The following is a 16,493-nucleotide window of genomic DNA, read 5'->3' on the forward strand; positions in this document are numbered from 1 at the left end:
CTTGAAGGTGAATATAGGCCTTTCCTGAGCTGCCGCCAGAACGCACCAAGCCGGTTCCGGAGTGCAGCGGATTGAAGGAAATAGTTTGTCCGGAAATAATGCGGTCTTACTGGCTGGTCAGACGCCGTAAGCTGCCAGGAACACCTTCACTGCGGCGTCGATATTGGCCTCGGTCTCGGCTTCGTCCGGCGGCGGGCCGGCATTGAGCAGCATGCGGCGGAGAATACCGGCAACACAAAGGTCGAAGAACTGTCCGGCGGCAAGCTCGACGTCGCAGGGTTTCAGTTCGCCCCGGTTGACCCGTTCCTGGATGAAGGCGCCCATGTCTCGGCGTCCGCGGCAGGGACCAGCCTCGTAAAGAAGTTCGCCGAACTGGGGAAATTTCTCGGCGGCACCGATCACCATCCGCAGCGTCGACAGTTTCTCCGGCTTGGCCATCTTTTCCAGATAGTTGCGGCCGATGCGGCGCAGATCCGTTTCAACGTCGGCGCGGCTGACAAGAACCTCCTGCATGAGTTCGGCCTGGCCGTACCGCTCTTCCAGGATGAGGGCTTCGAAGAGAGCTTCCTTGCTGGCGAAATAGACGTAGAGCGTTCCCTTGGAAACGCCTGCCTCCTTGGCGATGACTTCCATGCTGGTGCCGTCGAAACCCCTGGCCCGGAACACCCTGCGCGCGCCGGTCAGGATCTGCCGCCGCTTGGCATTATCAGTCTTGTTTTCGGTGTCTTCGGCGGTTGCCGGCTTGTCCTGAATATCGACGGTCATCGCTTTTCTCGGATTAACTGACTTCTCTCAGTAGGGTGTCGGCCTGTTGCTGTCAAACGGACGACAACGCCCGTGGTCCGCTCCTGATATCCGCAGGGCTTCAAATGCGCTCCGCCTGCTGCGAGGACGTCATAACATTAGGGAAATGTCCGGGCCGTTCAATCGGCCACAGCCACAACCGATGTTGGTAATCGCTGTCCCGGCAAAGTGATGAAAAACCCTAGACTGCTGAGTTGAAAGAATTATTCCCGGTTTCTCGTTGTATCTTTCTCTGCGCTGAAAAAATTTCGCCGCCGTCACAGGCACGTTAAATAACGAGACCCGTGGGGCTTGGGAACTCAGAACCATTGCAACACACATTCAATAACAGAGGACAGGAGACGAATTGGATATATTGGAAAACAGGCTTGATGAGCAGCTTATTCCCTCGATCCTGCTTCATTCAACGGGCGGGAGTGCTGTAGATCTATCTCTGCTGTCGGGTCTTGCCGTCGTCTATGCCTATCCCCGAACCAGCCCGCCGGACAGTGCACCCATCGAGGGTTGGGACCAGATCCCCGGTGCACGCGGCTGTACACCGCAATGCCGCGGATTTGCGGCCCATTATCAGGCGATCCTGAGAGCAGGGGCGACGCATGTTTTCGGCCTGTCTACGCAAGAGACCGCCTATCAGGCCGAAATGAAGGCCCGCCTCGCACTACCGTTTGAAGTGTTGTCGGATGCGGCGCTGGAATTTTCCACCGCGCTCGGCTTGCCGACTTTTGAAGCTGGCGGCATGACGCTGCTGAAACGCCTCACCCTGATCATCGAGGCAGGCAGGATAAGGCAGGTGTTCTTTCCAGTCGAGGATCCTGCCGACAATGCCTTTGAAGTCCTGACCTATCTTCGCACGCCTGCCCACTGAACGGGCGGATAATGCGGATAACCGGTGCGCCGCGGTCACGTGACTTTGTCCAAATGATTGTCCCAAAACTATAATGTGAACCGCAGAGGAGGAGGCAACGCCTTTCCCTCTTTGCTGTCTTTTCGTTCAAATGGGATCTGACCCAGCCGCCTGAGACCGGCAGCAGTCTCGAATTCCGGTAAGCGGCGCCCTTGTCCGGTCCGCTTGACGTATCGCGAGAAAGGCTGCGCAGCAATATTTGCCTTTGCCCCCTTGCGGAAACGCCGGGGAAGAACATATAAAAACTTATTGACCGAACCGTTCAGTCAACAAATTGATGCTCGGCAATCAGGGCAAGGGACAAGATCGTGGCACTCAGGGACGGCCGCTCCGGTGGCGGCGCAATCGGCGGCGGGATGCAGGCCGGCACCCGCCCGGACAAGGACAATTCGCAGGACAACGGTTCGGCCTCAGGCAAGGCAGGTGAAGAGATCTCTGCCGTTCTGAAGCAGGAGCGGGAAGGGAAGGTTGAGACCCGGGGCGAAACAGGAACCAACACACCAGCGATCCGGACCGGCAGCGCTGAAGTTCCCCCGATACCCAAGAGAAAAGGCAAGGCAAAGCGCGTTCTTGGGCTTGTCCTGCTCGCGGGCCTTGCCTTCGGCGGCTACGAGGGCTTTCACTGGTGGACCGAGGGACGGTTTATCGCCAGCACGGACGATGCCTATGTGACCTCCGACATAACCGTGATCCTGTCCAAGGTATCCGGCTATGTCGACACTGTGGAGGTGGGCGACAACCAGCGGGTCAAGGCGGGAGATGTTCTGCTCAAGATCGACGATGGTGACTATCGCCTGGCCGTACAATCCGCAAAGGACACGATTGCCGGCGCCGAGGCGACCGTCGCCCGGATCGCCACGCAGATCGTCGCGGCGCAGGCGTCCGTCCTGCAGGCCGAAGCCTCCGTCGACGCCGCAAGAGCCCGGGCCGATGAAACTGCTGCCAATTTCGAGCGCCAGAAGAAGCTGGCGGACAACAAGTTTGCCAGCCAGGCGACGCTCGATACTGCCGAAGCCTCGCTCAAAGGCGCGCGTGCGGATCTGGAGAATGCCAACGCCGCCGTGACGCTGGCAAAGGCCAATATCGATGTCCTGAACGGTCAGAGGAAGGAAGCCGAGCAGGCTGTTGCAGCCGCCAGGACGGCGCTGTCAAAGGCAGAGAGGGATCTGGCCTTCACGGTTGTCCGGGCACCGGTCGACGGCATCCTCGGTAACCGTGCAGCGCAGGTCGGCTCGCTCCTGCAGCCGGGCAGCCGGGTTGCCGCGATCGTGCCCGTCGCCGACACCCATATCGATGCCAATTTCAAGGAAACCCAGCTTGAAGGCATTCGCCCGGGCGCGGAAGTGGCGATCCTTGTCGATGCCTATCCGGACCAGCCGATCCGCGGCACGGTAGAAAGCATCGCACCGGCGACCGGCTCGGTGTTCAGCCTGCTGCCGGCGGAAAACGCCACCGGAAACTTCACCAAGGTCGTTCAGCGCGTGCCGGTGAAGATCAAGGTGCCCGAAGAGGAAATCGTCAGCGGTCACTTGCGTGCCGGCATGTCGGTGGTGGTCGAGGTCGACACCCGCACCGGTGGCGGCGAGCCCCTTGTCACCCTGTCGGTCCTTCACTGATCCCGGCGCTTTATTGCGCCGGACACAATCTCCCCGCGGCCTCCAACCGCACACGACTGGTATCCGCATCCTGCGGATACCGCCCCTTTCCGGCTGCAATCGCCATGTCGCGAAGGTGCAGCCTCCAAATATCTGAACCGGTCGGCCGTCCGATCCGCAGGAGTATTCCCTGCGACGCTGGGCGAACCAAGGCATAGCCTCATGAGCGCGGCAGCACAGAGCCCTTCCATTGACGGACGCAAGTTGTTCACCTTCCTCTGCATGGTGTTCGGCATGTTCATGGCGATCCTGGATATCCAGATCGTATCGGCGTCTTTGTCGGAGATCCAGGCCGGGCTTGGTGCGTCCCAGGACGACATACCCTGGGTTCAGACCAGCTATCTGATCGCCGAAGTCATCATGATTCCGCTGTCAGGTTATCTCTCGCGCATGCTGTCGACCCGCTGGATGTTCGCGATTTCAGCGGCCGGTTTTACCTTCATGAGCCTCATGTGCGCGACCGCCACGACCATCGAGGAGATGATCGTCTACCGGGCCCTGCAGGGCTTTCTCGGCGGAGGCATGATCCCGGCCGTCTTTGCGACCGCCTACCTCATTTTTCCCCGCGAGAAATTCAATGTCATTTCGCCGGTGATCGGCCTTGTGGCGACGCTTGCGCCCACCATCGGCCCGACGCTAGGCGGTTATCTCACCGATTTCGGCTCCTGGCACTGGCTCTTCCTTATCAACGTCGTCCCCGGCATCCTGGTGACGCTCGCGGCCGTGCTGCTGATCGACTTCGACGAGCCTGACTTGTCGCTGCTTGATCATTTCGACTGGTATGGCTTTGCCGCAATGGCAATCTTTCTGGGGTCGCTGGAATTCGTTCTGGAAGAAGGCTCGGGCGAGGATTGGTTCCAGAGCGGGGAAATCGTCTTCTTCTCTGCCTTAACGCTGCTGGGGGCGCTGGCTTTTTTCTGGCGGGCCTTTACCGCGCGCGAACCCATCGTCGATCTCAGGGCCTTTGCCGACAAGAACTTTGCCATGGGATGCCTCTTCAGTTTCATCATGGGCGTCGGCCTCTATGGGCTGACCTATCTTTATCCGGTCTACCTAAGCGGTGTGCGCGGCTACACTTCTCTGCAGATCGGCGAGACCATGTTCGTCAGCGGCCTTGCCATGTTCCTGACCGCGCCGCTCGCGGGGAGGCTCATGTCGGTGCTGGATCCGCGTGCGATGATGGCGATCGGCTTTGCCGGGTTCGCCATCGGCACGTGGATGGTGACCGGCATCACCCATGACTGGGACTTCTGGGAATTGCTCTTGCCGCAGATCCTGCGCGGCTGCTCGCTGATGCTGTGCATGGTGCCGATCAACAACATCGCACTCGGCATGCTGCCACCGCAGATGATCAAGAACGCCTCCGGGCTCTTCAACCTAACGCGAAACCTTGGCGGCGCCGTGGGCCTCGCCGTGATCAACACGATCCTGACCAACCGACAGGACTTCCATTACGAACGTCTGGCGGAAACGGTGAATTGGTCGCGCCCTGTCGTCAACGAGACGCTCACCAACATGACCCACGCCTTTTCCGCGCTCGGCGAGAACGCGGAGACGGCGGCGCTCAAGACCTTGTCGGGGATCGTGACGCGTGAAGCCTTCCTGCTGTCGTTCTCCGACGTCTTCCTGATCCTGACCGGGCTCTTCCTGGCGCTCGTCGCAGCACTTGTTTTTGTCGAACGGCCGAAACCCGCGGTCGCCGGTGGCGGCGGCGGTCACTGAGGGAAGTTGGCTAAAATCTTGAGGTTTCCTGGATAAGGGTTGATCAGTGGGTGTTCCAAGCAAAAACCCGCCCGATCGTTTCCGATGGGCGGGTTTTTTAGTTGGGTGCCGGGAGCCGCGCTGTGGCCAGGGTGAGCCGGCCTGGGCGAACTCCCGGCGGAGCTCGTTTCAATCAATCGATCAACATTAAACCTCCAGCCGAAACCGGCTGGAGGTCTGTTGATCTTTAGCTGCAGCCGCTGGTGGAGCCGCAGGTGTCGCACTTCAGGCAGGTGCCGTTGCGCACCATGGTGAAGTTGCCGCATTCCGAGCAGCTTTCGCCTTCATAGCCCTTCATGCGGGCCTGGGCGATCTGCTGGGCCGCGGTCTTGACCTGCGGAGCCGGGGCGGTGGAGATTTCCACCGCGGCGGCTGTTTCCGCGCTGCGGGCAAAGGCCGTGGCGACAGCGGACGTCTGGGCAGAGACCGAAGCGCCGATTTCCATCTTCACCGTTTCGGTGATCTCGCCGGACGGTTCGTTGCCGGAGACGAGGCGGAAGCGTTCCGTCTGACCGCGGACGAGACCGTGGGAGACCACACCACCGGAAGACCCCTTGTCCATGTTCTTGACCGCCCCGGCGCTGGCCGTGCCGCTGAAGGCTTCCGGCGGGACGTGAGCGAGGTCGTGACGGCCGAGATAGGAGACCGCCAGTTCGCGGAAGACATAGTCGAGGATCGACGTCGCGTTCTTGATCGCGTCGTTGCCCTGGACCATGCCGGCCGGCTCGAACTTGGTGAAGGTGAAGGCGTCGACATATTCCTCGAGCGGCACGCCATACTGCAGGCCGAGCGACACGGAAATTGCGAAGTTGTTGATGAACGCCCGGAGCGCGGAGCCTTCCTTGTTCATGTCGAGGAAGATCTCGCCGAGGCGGCCGTCGTCATATTCGCCGGTCCGCAGGAAGATGGTGTGACCGCCGATCTTTGCCTTCTGGGTGTAGCCCTTCCGGCGGGTCGGCAGTTTTTCCTGCTCGCGCACCACGCGCTCCACGATGCGTTCGACGATCCGCTCGGCCACGATTTCGGCCTTTGCGGCCAGAGGCTTGGCTGCGAGGGCCTCGACGACGTCGTCCTCGTCCTCATCCTCATCGGCCAGAAGCTGGGCGTTGAGCGGCTGGGAGAGTTTCGAGCCATCGCGGTAGAGGGCGTTGGCCTTGAGAGCCAGCTTCCAGGACAGCATGTAGGCTTCCTTGCAGTCCTCGACCGTCGCATCGTTCGGCATGTTGATCGTCTTGGAGATCGCACCGGAGATGAACGGCTGGGCGGCAGCCATCATGCGAATGTGGCTTTCGACCGACAGGAAGCGCTTGCCGATGCGGCCGCACGGATTGGCGCAGTCGAAGACCGGATAATGTTCCTTCTTGAGGAACGGCGCGCCTTCAAGCGTCATCGCACCGCAGACATGGGTGTTGGCGGCTTCGATCTCGGCCTTGGAATATCCCAGGAAGGCAAGGAGATTGAACTCCGGATCTTCCATCTGCTCGGCCGAAACGCCGAGGGCCTTGAGCTGCTCGTCGCCGAGGGTCCAGCGGTTGAAGACGAACTTGACGTCGAAGGCGGACTTCATGCCGTCCTTCAGCTTGGTCAGGCTCTCATCGGTGAACCCCTTGGTCTTCAGGGCCGACGGGTTGATGCCAGGGGCCTGGTCGATGGAACCGTGTCCGACCGCATAGGCCTCGATCTCGCCGATCTCAGCTTCCGAGTAGCCGAGTTTGCGCAGGGCTTCCGGAACGGCACGGTTGATGATCTTGAAGTAACCGCCGCCGGCCAGCTTCTTGAACTTCACCAGGGCGAAGTCCGGTTCGATGCCGGTGGTGTCGCAGTCCATGACAAGACCGATGGTACCGGTCGGGGCGATGACGGTCGACTGGGCGTTGCGATAGCCGTTCTTCTCGCCGAGTTCCAGGGCGCGGTCCCAGGCCTTCTTGGCCCGTTCGACGATCACCTTGTCCGGGCAGGAGGCATGGTCAAGCGCGACCGGAGCCGTGTTGAGGCCTTCATAGCCATCCGCTTCGCCATAGGCGGCGCGGCGGTGGTTGCGCATGACGCGCAGCATGTGCTGGGCGTTCTTCTTGTAGCCCGGGAAAGCGCCGAGTTCGCCGGCCATTTCGGCGGATGTCGCATAGGCAACACCGGTCATGACGGCGGTCAGGGCACCGCAGAGGGCACGGCCTTCGTCGCTGTCATAGGGAATGCCGGAGGTCATCAGCAAGCCGCCGATATTGGCGTAGCCAAGGCCAAGGGTGCGGAACTTGTAGGAAAGTTCCGCAATTTCCTTGGACGGGAACTGCGCCATCAGCACCGAGATTTCGAGAACGACGGTCCAAAGGCGGACGGCATGCTCGTAGTTGTCGATGTCGAAGGAGCGGTCTTCCCGGCGGAACTGCATCAGGTTCAGGGATGCCAGGTTGCAGGCCGTATCGTCCAGGAACATGTATTCCGAGCACGGGTTGGACGCGCGGATCTCGCCGTCGGCGAGGCACGTGTGCCAGTCGTTGATGGTGGTGTGGTACTGCAGGCCCGGATCGGCGGACGCCCATGCGGCATAGCCGATCTGCTCCCACAGTTCCTTGGCTTTGACGGTCTTCAGAACGTTGCCGGTGCGGCGGGCCGTCAGGTCCCAGGTGCCGTCTTCGGTGACGGCATTGAGGAAGCCGTCGGTGACGCGCACCGAGTTGTTGGAGTTCTGGCCGGCGACCGTGAGATAAGCTTCGGAATCCCAGTCGGTGTTATAGGTCGGAAACTCGATCTTGGTGAAGCCCTGGCGAGCGAACTGGATGACACGCTGGATGTAGTTTTCCGGCACCATCATCTTCTTGGCGGCGCGGATTTCGCGCTTCAGGGCCGGGTTCTTTGCCGGGTCGAAGCAATCGCCATTGTCCGCCTCGCAGTTGACGCAAGCGCGCATGATGGCGGACAGGTGCTTCTGGCAGATCCTGGAGCCGGTGACGAGGGCGGCCACCTTCTGCTCTTCCTTGACCTTCCAGTTGATGTATTCCTCGATGTCCGGATGGTCGACATCGACCACCACCATCTTGGCCGCGCGACGGGTGGTGCCGCCGGACTTGATCGCACCGGCTGCCCGGTCGCCGATCTTCAGGAAGCTCATCAGGCCGGAGGACTTGCCGCCGCCGGAGAGCTTTTCGCCTTCGGAACGCACATAGGAGAAGTTGGAGCCGGTGCCGGAGCCGTATTTGAAGAGGCGTGCCTCGCGGACCCAAAGGTCCATGATGCCGCCTTCGTTCACCAGGTCGTCGCCGACGGACTGGATGAAACAGGCATGCGGCTGCGGATGCTCGTAGGCGCTTTTGGATTTGGTCAGCTTGCCGGTCTGGAAATCGACATAGAAGTGACCCTGGCCCGGGCCGTCGATGCCATAGGCCCAATGCAGGCCGGTGTTGAACCACTGCGGGGAGTTCGGCGCCACCTTCTGGGTCGCCAGCATGTAGCGCAGTTCGTCATAGAAAGCCTGGGCGTCTTCCTCGCGCTCGAAGTAGCCGCCTTTCCAGCCCCAGTAGGTCCAGGTTCCGGCGAGACGGTCGAAGACCTGACGGCCGTCGATTTCGGAGCCGAAGCGGTCCGCCTCGGGCAGGTCGGCGAGGGCAGCCTCGTCCGGCTCATGGCGCCACAGCCAGGAGGGAACGGTATTTTCTTCAACAGCTTTCAGTTTGGCCGGAACGCCTGCCTTCCGGAAATACTTCTGGGCGAGGATGTCGGAGGCGACCTGCGAGAACTGGGCCGGGACCTGAATGTTCTCAAGCCGGAACACAATGGATCCGTCCGGGTTCCGGATTTCGCTGGTCGCGTTCCGGAACTCTATGCTTGCGTAAGGCGATTGACCTTCCTTGGTATAGCGCCGCTCGATCCGCATTTTCTCAAGTCCCCTTTAAATCCCCGGCCGGTTCTCCCGAACCGGCTTTTACCGCACTCCATCCGGTCTGGCGTGGCCGCCTGCCTCTGTCCGGATGCCGCCTTGCTCAATACAGGCTTTGAACCTGTATGTAGCGTATCTTGTGGTCTCGTCCACTATATATAGTGGCAATCAACAGGTTTGTCACGATATGCGCCGCTGCAATCGGCACACAAAAACCCGTCTCCCGGCTTTTGCTGAAAAGACCCGGAGCGGTACGCTGGATACTGGTGGTTTGGATGACCGGAGTGCCCGGAAGGGCTCCCGACTACGCACATCGCAATGATTAGGAAACTAATGTAAACGAATTCTTAAGGTCAAGGTTTGAATGACAACAGCTAGTGCCTGGATTGTGGGCAAGCGCAAAATCTTGTGTGTCCGTGTGGATAATGGGGAGCGGCGCGGGGACAGCGTTTTGCTGAGGAAATTAGCGCTTGCTTTCCCGGCGAAGGAGTGCCCGCTTCAAGGGCAGCGATCCCTGTGGATGACGATAGACTGCATTTTATGAAAATTTGAAGAAAATGGCGGCCACCGATTTCAACCGGGTTTAAGCCGGGTCTGGTTTTATGCAGATGCGATAGGGATAAGGGTCCGCATTTCATGAAACATCACGCCGCTTTCGGTCTTGCGATGGAAGATATCGATGCTGTCGTCGTCGAGGACAGCAAGCCGATGCAGACGATTCTCAGATCGATCCTGCTCAGCTTCAAGGTGGCGCGGGTGCGCGTGTTCGATTCGGTCGACGAGGCACTCGAAGCCAGCCTCGCCGAACCGCCAAACGTGATTCTGACCGACTGGCGCATGGCGCCGACCTCCGGCTACCAGTTCCTGCGCCTTGTGCGGCACCGGCACATGGAGCCGCTCTGCTACGTGCCGATTCTCTTTATCACGGCTCATGGCACTCGGCCGCTGGTGGACAAGGCGCTAAGGGCAGGGGCGCATCATGTGCTCGTCAAGCCCGTCTCGCCCTCGACGCTCTACAAGCGCCTCAAATGGCTCCTGACGGACGATCGGCCGATGATCCTGGAGCATTCCGGCTTCTATAACATCTATGGCATCCAGAAGGCCATGGACGAGCAGGCGGAGAAGATGCAGTCGCTGGCGGGCGCTCGGCTGCACCACCGCATTGCCACGAAGAAGCGGGCCGAGGTGGAGGACGCAGTGGAAGCCGCCTTCGACAAGAAGGAACCGGAGCCGCCGAAACCCGCCTTTGCCAGCGTCAAGAAGGAGGCGCCGAAGAAGCGCCAGTCCGCGGCGACCAAGCATATCCGCGATGCCGGCTTTGCGCCCTTCAAAGGTCTGAAACTGCACTGAGGGTTCAGCCTGCGTTCTTCTTGAAAGAAGGACCGCTCCCGTCCGGCTGCGTCATTCGGACCAAGGGTACAAAATCCCGTTCTTTTGTGGGTCCTCAGGCTGGACAGACGCGGCTCTTGTCGCCATAGTCCGCGGAAATAGGCCCGGATGCCTCGTGCGTCCTGCGGCGATCCGTGACGTTAATCAAGGGACCTTTCAAGGGCCATGAAAACTTTGCTGCTTGAACTCTTCACCTGGTGGAACAGCCAGACCATGGGCACCCGCTTCTTCACCTGGCGCAAGGGGGAGTTTGTCGGCGAGGACGAGTTCGGCAACAAGTACTACAAGGAACGCGCTGGCAAGAAACGCTGGGTCATCTATAACGGCCTTGCGGAAGCCTCCAGCATTCCTCCGGGCTGGCACGGCTGGATGCATCACCGCGTCGACACGCCGCCGTCGGAAGAGACCTATCACGCGAAGCACTGGCAGCGGGAGCACAAGGTCAATCCGACCGGCACACCGGCTGCCTATCGCCCGCACGGCTCTATCCTGACCCCGGAAAAGCGCCCGGATGTGACCGGAGATTACCAAGCCTGGACGCCGGGCAGCTGAGTTTGCCGCAGGTTTGAGAGATTGGAAAAACCCCGCAAGGCGGGGTTTTTCGTTTTTTGAACCTATCAGATTGTGATCCCGGACGAAATGCAACGGAGATCCGGGATCGGTGAGCCACCGATGCGTTCTTAAATATCTGATTGATAGTTAGGCGGTTCCCCGGTCCCGGCTCGCGCTTTGCTTGGCCGGGATGACGACGGAATGGTCTTTGTCTGCCTTTAGCCTACCGCCCCTGCCAGCTCTCCAGCACTTCCTGGCCGCAGGCTTGCGGGGAGAGGGCGTAGAAATCCGTTTCCAGTTTCAGCGCTTCACTGAGCCGCTTGTTGTAATCAGCCTGGGTCACTTCCATGGTGCCGAATTTGGAGAGATGATCAGTGACGAACTGCGTGTCGAGCAGGGAATAGCCGCCGACAATGAGCCGGGCGACGAGGTGAACAAGGCATACCTTGGACGCGTCGGTGCGGAAGCTGAACATGCTTTCGCCGAAGAAGGCTCCGTTCAGGCTGACGCCGTAAAGGCCACCGACCAGTTCTCCGTCCTGCCAGGCCTCCACCGTGTGGCAATAGCCCATGTCGAAGAGTTCGCCGTAGAGGCGGCGGATCTCGCGGTTGATCCAGGTCTTCTGGCGGCCCGGCATGGGTTCGGCGCAGCCATCAATGACGCCCTGAAAATCCGTGCTGACCCGGATCTCGAAGAGGTCGGAGCGGATCGTCCGGCGCAGGCGCCGGGGCAGGTGGAAATTGTCGAGGGGGAGAATGCCGCGCCGCTCCGGTTCCAGCCAGAAGAGGCCGGGATCGTCTGCGCTTTCGGCCATCGGAAACAGGCCGCAGGCATAAGCTTTCAACAGCACCTGCGGCGTGATTTCCAATACGATATCGTCTTTGTAACCAGCCATCTGGCCTCACTTACCGGGCAGGAGGGAGCCTTAAGGCTCCATCCTCAATTCCGGTCAGCTCGACTTTTTCGCCAGATACTGTTCCAGCCAGTGGATGTCGTACTGACCGTTTGCGATATCCTGATTTTCCACCAAATCGCGGAAAAGCGGAATAGTCGACTTGATTTCGTCAACGACAAATTCGTCCAGGCAGCGGCGCAGGCGCATCATGCATTCCACGCGGTTGCGTCCATGCACGATGAGCTTGCCGATGAGGCTGTCGTAATAGGGCGGGATCTTGTAGCCCTGATAGACACCTGAATCGACGCGCACGCCCAGACCGCCCGGCGGGTGGTAATAGGTGATCGTGCCCGGGGACGGGGTGAAGTTGACCGGATCTTCCGCGTTGATGCGGCACTCGATGGCATGGCCTTCGAACTTGATATCGTCCTGGGTCATGTCCAGCGAACCGCCGGCGGCGATGCGGATTTGCTCGTTGACGAGATCGATGCCGGTGATCATCTCGGTCACCGGATGTTCCACCTGCAGGCGGGTGTTCATTTCGATGAAATAGAACTCGCCGTTTTCGTAGAGGAATTCCACCGTGCCGACGCCGCGGTATTTCAACTTGCGCATGGCGTCGGCGACGACTTCGCCGATCTCGTTGCGCTGGCTGGCGTTCAGGCTGGGGGACGGGGCTTCTTCGAGCACCTTCTGGTGACGGCGCTGCAGCGAGCAGTCGCGTTCACCCAAATGCACCGCGTTGCCCTTGCCGTCGCCAAGGACCTGGATCTCGATGTGCCGCGGCTGGCCGAGATACTTTTCCATGTAGAGCGCGTCGTCGCCGAAGGCAGCCTTGGCTTCGGAACGGGCCGTGGAAAGCGCCGTATCGAGCTCGGCTTCGGAGCGCGCGACCTTCATACCGCGGCCGCCACCGCCGGCAGCGGCCTTCACGAGAACCGGGTAGCCGATCTCGCGGGCGATCGCATGGGCGTCGTCGCTGGCGGTCACTGCGCCGTCAGAGCCCGGCACGACCGGGATGCCAAGATCCCTGGCGGTTTGCTTTGCCTGGATCTTGTCGCCCATGATGCGGATATGTTCCGCAGTCGGACCGATGAACTCGATGCCGTGCGCTTCGAGAATTTCCGCGAAGCGGGCATTTTCCGACAGGAAGCCGTAGCCCGGATGAACCGCATCGGCGCCGGTGATTTCACAGGCGGCCAGAAGCTGCGGGATGTTGAGATAGCTGTCGCGTGCTGCGGGCGGACCGATGCAGACGCTTTCGTCCGCAAGGCGCACATGCATGGCGTCGGCGTCGGCGGTGGAGTGGACCGCAACGGTCGAGATGCCCAGCTCTTTACAGGCGCGCAGGATGCGCAGGGCGATCTCGCCGCGGTTGGCAATCAGAATTTTGGAGAACATGGCCACAGCGGCTCCTTATTCGACGATAATGAGCGGTTCGCCGAATTCCACCGGCTGGGCGTCGTCAATGAGGATCTTCTTGACGGTACCGGTCTTGGTGGAGGGGATGTGGTTCATGGTCTTCATGGCTTCGATGATCAGGATCGTCTGGCCTTCGGTCACCTTGTCGCCGACCTGGATGAAGACGGGGGCGCCGGGTTCCGGCGAAAGGTAGGCAGTGCCGACCATCGGCGACGTGACGGGGGTGCCGGACTGGGCCGGTTCGGCCGCTGCAGGCGCGGCGGCAGGAGCAGCATTAGCGGTGGGGGCGGCAGCGGCAACCGGCGCGGGGGCAGCAACGCTGACGGGGGCGTGGACCGTCAACTGGCGGGCGACGCGGATGCGGGTGTCACCCTGTTCCAGTTCGATTTCCGAAAGATTGGTCTCGTCGAGCAGGACGGCGAGATCCCGGATCAGGGCCGTATCGAATTTCTTGTTATCATTACGCATCATGTTTGGCTCTCATACTCGGTCCGCAAATGCCTGTTCTGCACCCGGAACGACCGCTCCGCTTGTGCGGGGTCAGTCCCGTCCGGTAATACCTGGGCCGGCAGAACTTGCAATTTGCTCCGCCGGACTCCGGACGGACAAAGGTTTTTGGCCCGTCTCCGGTTGGAGGCGGGCCACGCTTCTTATAGGGATTCAATTGAAACAGGAAAACCCCCGATTTCTCATTGACATCGCGCTTCGGAGGTTTCCAACAGGCCAGGGGCCTCGAAAAGGGACTTTTTAGGGTCCCGCATCAGCAGGTGGTCTGTCCGCAGGACTGCATGGCCTTCAGTTTTTCGGACAATTCTTCATAGCCGACGGCGCCCATCACGACCTCGTTGCCGACGACATAGGACGGCGTGCCCGTGAGGCCGAGACGGTTGGCAAGAGAATAGACCTCCTCGATGGTCTGGTTGGCTTCGTCGGTTTTCATGGCGATCATGAGATCCTCTTCGGCAATGCCGACGGAAACCGCGGCAGCCAGCGCGCTTGCCTGGTTCGCCTGACCGCGGCTGAGAATCAGTTTCTCGTGGAATTCCGCATATTTTTCCGGCGCGACGGAATTGACGGCAACCGCCACGTGGGCCGCTTCCGCGGAGCCCTGGCCGAGAACCGGGAATTCCTTCAGGACAACCTTCAGATCCGGATTTTCTTCGAGCAGCTTGACCATGTCGCCGTGGGCGCGTTTGCAGTAGCCGCAATTGTAATCGAAGAACTCGACCAGCGTGACGGATCCTTGCGGATTGCCAAGCACCGCCTGGCGTGTCGAATTGAAGAGCACGTCGGCGCTGTCGGACAGGGCCTGAACGCGGGCCTGCTCGGCGGCTTCCTTCTCGCGCTTGTCCAGTTCGGTCAGCGCTTCGGCGATGATCTCCGGATGCTCGAGCAGATATTCCTTGATGATCTTCTCGACATCGCCGCGCTTCAGCTCCTGAGCATAGGCACTGCTTGCCAGGAGGGTGAGGCCGAGTGCGGCCGCGGACAGGATACGCAGCAAGACCGGCGGGCAAAGCTGCCGGGCGGATAGGATGGGGTGCGTCATTCGTTGCTCCTTGGGCGTGCCGGCCTTTCAGCTTCGGGCACCGCCATGATTGTCACGGGTGTCAGCGGCCATTTGGCAGATCAGGTGGTTTGTACGCTACAATATCGTCGGCTTGAAGCCATGCGGGCGTTCCGTGCTTCAAACTTTTTTGAGCGCGCGCGGCATAGCGCCGGGCCGCCTCGAAATCTCCGACCACCATAAGGCCTTTCGCAGTTGCCAGATCGGCCTCCGCACGCTCTCCCTGGCGCCCGTGAGCAATCGCCAACTGGCTGTAGGCGACACCGGAATTCCTGTCTCGCTGGATCGCCTGCTTCAGGACGCTCTCGGCTTCCGGCAGGTAGGATTTTTCGTTGGAAGCCACCAGCGCGTAGCCGAGCCAGGTGAGGAACTGGGGTTCGTTCGGCTTGAAGGAGAGCGCCTTGCGGAACGGCGCGATCGCCCCTTTCGGGTCGCCGCCTTCGATCAGTGCCTGGCCCTTGAGCTCATAATAGAAGGGATTGTTCGGCTGGGTGCGGATCAGCGCGTCGATTTCCTTGACCGCAGCCTTGCCGTTGCTCTTCATGGCCGCGATTGCTCTTGCATATTGTGCCGCCGGGCTCTTGTCGCTGCGCGGATAGGCGCGCAGCGTCGCCGACGGATGACTGGTGAAGGCAAAGAGCTTTGCCCGCACAAGGTCATGCCGGTATTGCAGCACGTAGTCGTCGGGTTGATCGAAATATTTCGACTGCTGCGCCTCGTTCAGAAGACTGTTGTACCGGTCCTGCGCCATCGGATGGCTCTGTGCATATGGATCGGCGAATTTCTTCGTGAACATCTGCTGTTCGGCCATGCGCTCGAATGTTTTCAGCATGCCGCGGGCGCTCTGGCCGGTGGCATTGAGATAGCGCAGCGCCGCCCGGTCCGCGGATGCTTCCTCGCTGCGCTGATAAGAAAGCAGCGACCGTTGACCGACGCCTCCGGCCCCCACGATGAGAGCGCCGCCACCGCTGGCGACCTGACCGGATCCACTTGCCGCGCCTGCGGCGGCCGCGCCAGCGCCGAGGATCATGCCGATCACCGAAATGATCTGGGCATTCGTGGCAGCCGTGCGCAGGCGCACAAGATGGCGGCCGGCGATATGGCCGGATTCATGCGCGATGACGCCAATGACTTCGCTCGGCGTTTCGGCCTCCAGCAGCACGCCTATGTTGATGAACATGCGCCGGCTGTCCGGCACGAAAGCGTTGAAGGTCTTGTCGTTGACCAGGATGATCTCAGGCTCGGAATTGGCAATGCCGGCCGCCTTGAAGATCGGCGCCGCGTAATCCTTCAGAAGATCTTCCGTCTCCGCGTCGCGCACCAGCGGCAAACTGCGGCCTTGCGCGGTGGCCGGGACGGCGGCCAGCGGCAGTACGAGAGCCACGGAACAGGCCAGGGCAACGGCCTTTTGAAAGAGGCCCGGGCGACGTCGTCTCAGCAGGGCAGAACCTGACACGGCTGCAAACCTCCAAACGGGAACGGGGTGTCTATCCACGCACATCAAACTGTGGCGAAGGTATGGAGAGGCGCGGTTCGGGTCAAGGAAGGCCGCATGACAAAAGCGTAAGGACCGCCAGAAGCACGGCCAGGAGTGCAAGGCGTTTCCGGCACGCGTTGCATCCGCCTGCAAAATCCGCGATAGGGTGTGGGCCCTTCACAGCCGGATCCCT

General features: G+C 60.7%; 12 protein-coding genes. 5 read left to right on the forward strand and 7 right to left on the reverse strand.

From position 1 onward, the window contains the following. Positions 1-117: 117 nt before the first annotated feature. Positions 118-765: a TetR/AcrR family transcriptional regulator gene (locus ACX3M4_RS02475; RefSeq protein ID WP_459357016.1), complete on the reverse strand. Its 648-nt coding sequence runs from the start codon at positions 763-765 to the stop codon at positions 118-120. Positions 766-1,150: 385 nt separating this feature from the next. Between ACX3M4_RS02475 and ACX3M4_RS02480 the strand changes: the two genes are divergently transcribed. From ACX3M4_RS02480 to ACX3M4_RS02490, 3 genes are all read left to right on the forward strand, one after another. After that, positions 1,151-1,669 carry a peroxiredoxin gene (locus ACX3M4_RS02480; RefSeq protein ID WP_459357017.1) on the forward strand — a complete coding sequence of 173 codons (519 nt, stop codon included), beginning with the start codon at positions 1,151-1,153 and terminating at the stop codon, positions 1,667-1,669. Between the two features lie 347 nt (positions 1,670-2,016). Then, complete coding sequence (locus ACX3M4_RS02485) at positions 2,017-3,324, forward strand: HlyD family secretion protein (RefSeq protein ID WP_459357018.1); 1,308 nt, start codon at positions 2,017-2,019, stop codon at positions 3,322-3,324. Positions 3,325-3,456: 132 nt separating this feature from the next. After that, complete coding sequence (locus tag ACX3M4_RS02490; protein ID WP_459359354.1) at positions 3,457-5,085, forward strand: DHA2 family efflux MFS transporter permease subunit; 1,629 nt, start codon at positions 3,457-3,459, stop codon at positions 5,083-5,085. Between the two features lie 226 nt (positions 5,086-5,311). Here ACX3M4_RS02490 and ACX3M4_RS02495 read toward each other — a convergent pair whose 3' ends face one another. Further along, positions 5,312-8,995, reverse strand: coding sequence for a vitamin B12-dependent ribonucleotide reductase (locus tag ACX3M4_RS02495; protein WP_459357019.1), 3,684 nt, complete (start codon positions 8,993-8,995; stop codon positions 5,312-5,314). A 639-nt stretch (positions 8,996-9,634) separates the two neighbouring features. Here ACX3M4_RS02495 and ACX3M4_RS02500 point away from each other — a divergent pair. Together ACX3M4_RS02500 and ACX3M4_RS02505 are read left to right on the forward strand one after the other, a co-directional pair. Beyond that, positions 9,635-10,348, forward strand: a complete 714-nt coding sequence (locus ACX3M4_RS02500) for a response regulator (RefSeq protein ID WP_459357020.1) — start codon at positions 9,635-9,637, stop codon at positions 10,346-10,348. Between the two features lie 204 nt (positions 10,349-10,552). Next, on the forward strand, positions 10,553-10,939 hold the full coding sequence (locus ACX3M4_RS02505; protein WP_459357021.1) for an NADH:ubiquinone oxidoreductase subunit NDUFA12: 387 nt from the start codon (positions 10,553-10,555) through the stop codon (positions 10,937-10,939). Between the two features lie 223 nt (positions 10,940-11,162). Here the strand turns inward: ACX3M4_RS02505 and aat are convergent, their stop codons facing one another. The 5 genes from aat to ACX3M4_RS02530 form a co-directional block, all read right to left on the reverse strand. Next, positions 11,163-11,834, reverse strand: coding sequence for a leucyl/phenylalanyl-tRNA--protein transferase (gene aat, locus ACX3M4_RS02510; RefSeq protein ID WP_459357022.1), 672 nt, complete (start codon positions 11,832-11,834; stop codon positions 11,163-11,165). A 54-nt stretch (positions 11,835-11,888) separates the two neighbouring features. Continuing rightward, entirely contained in the window at positions 11,889-13,235 is a 1,347-nt protein-coding gene (accC, locus tag ACX3M4_RS02515; RefSeq protein WP_459357023.1) for an acetyl-CoA carboxylase biotin carboxylase subunit, read from the reverse strand. Between the two features lie 15 nt (positions 13,236-13,250). Further along, positions 13,251-13,724, reverse strand: coding sequence for an acetyl-CoA carboxylase biotin carboxyl carrier protein (accB, locus tag ACX3M4_RS02520; protein WP_459359355.1), 474 nt, complete (start codon positions 13,722-13,724; stop codon positions 13,251-13,253). A gap of 292 nt (positions 13,725-14,016) precedes the next feature. Continuing rightward, complete coding sequence (locus tag ACX3M4_RS02525) at positions 14,017-14,805, reverse strand: DsbA family protein (protein ID WP_459357024.1); 789 nt, start codon at positions 14,803-14,805, stop codon at positions 14,017-14,019. A 61-nt stretch (positions 14,806-14,866) separates the two neighbouring features. Further along, positions 14,867-16,279, reverse strand: a complete 1,413-nt coding sequence (locus ACX3M4_RS02530; protein WP_459357025.1) for a M48 family metalloprotease — start codon at positions 16,277-16,279, stop codon at positions 14,867-14,869. Positions 16,280-16,493: the final 214 nt, after the last annotated feature.

The sequence above is a fragment of the Roseibium sp. M-1 genome (assembly GCF_054515675.1).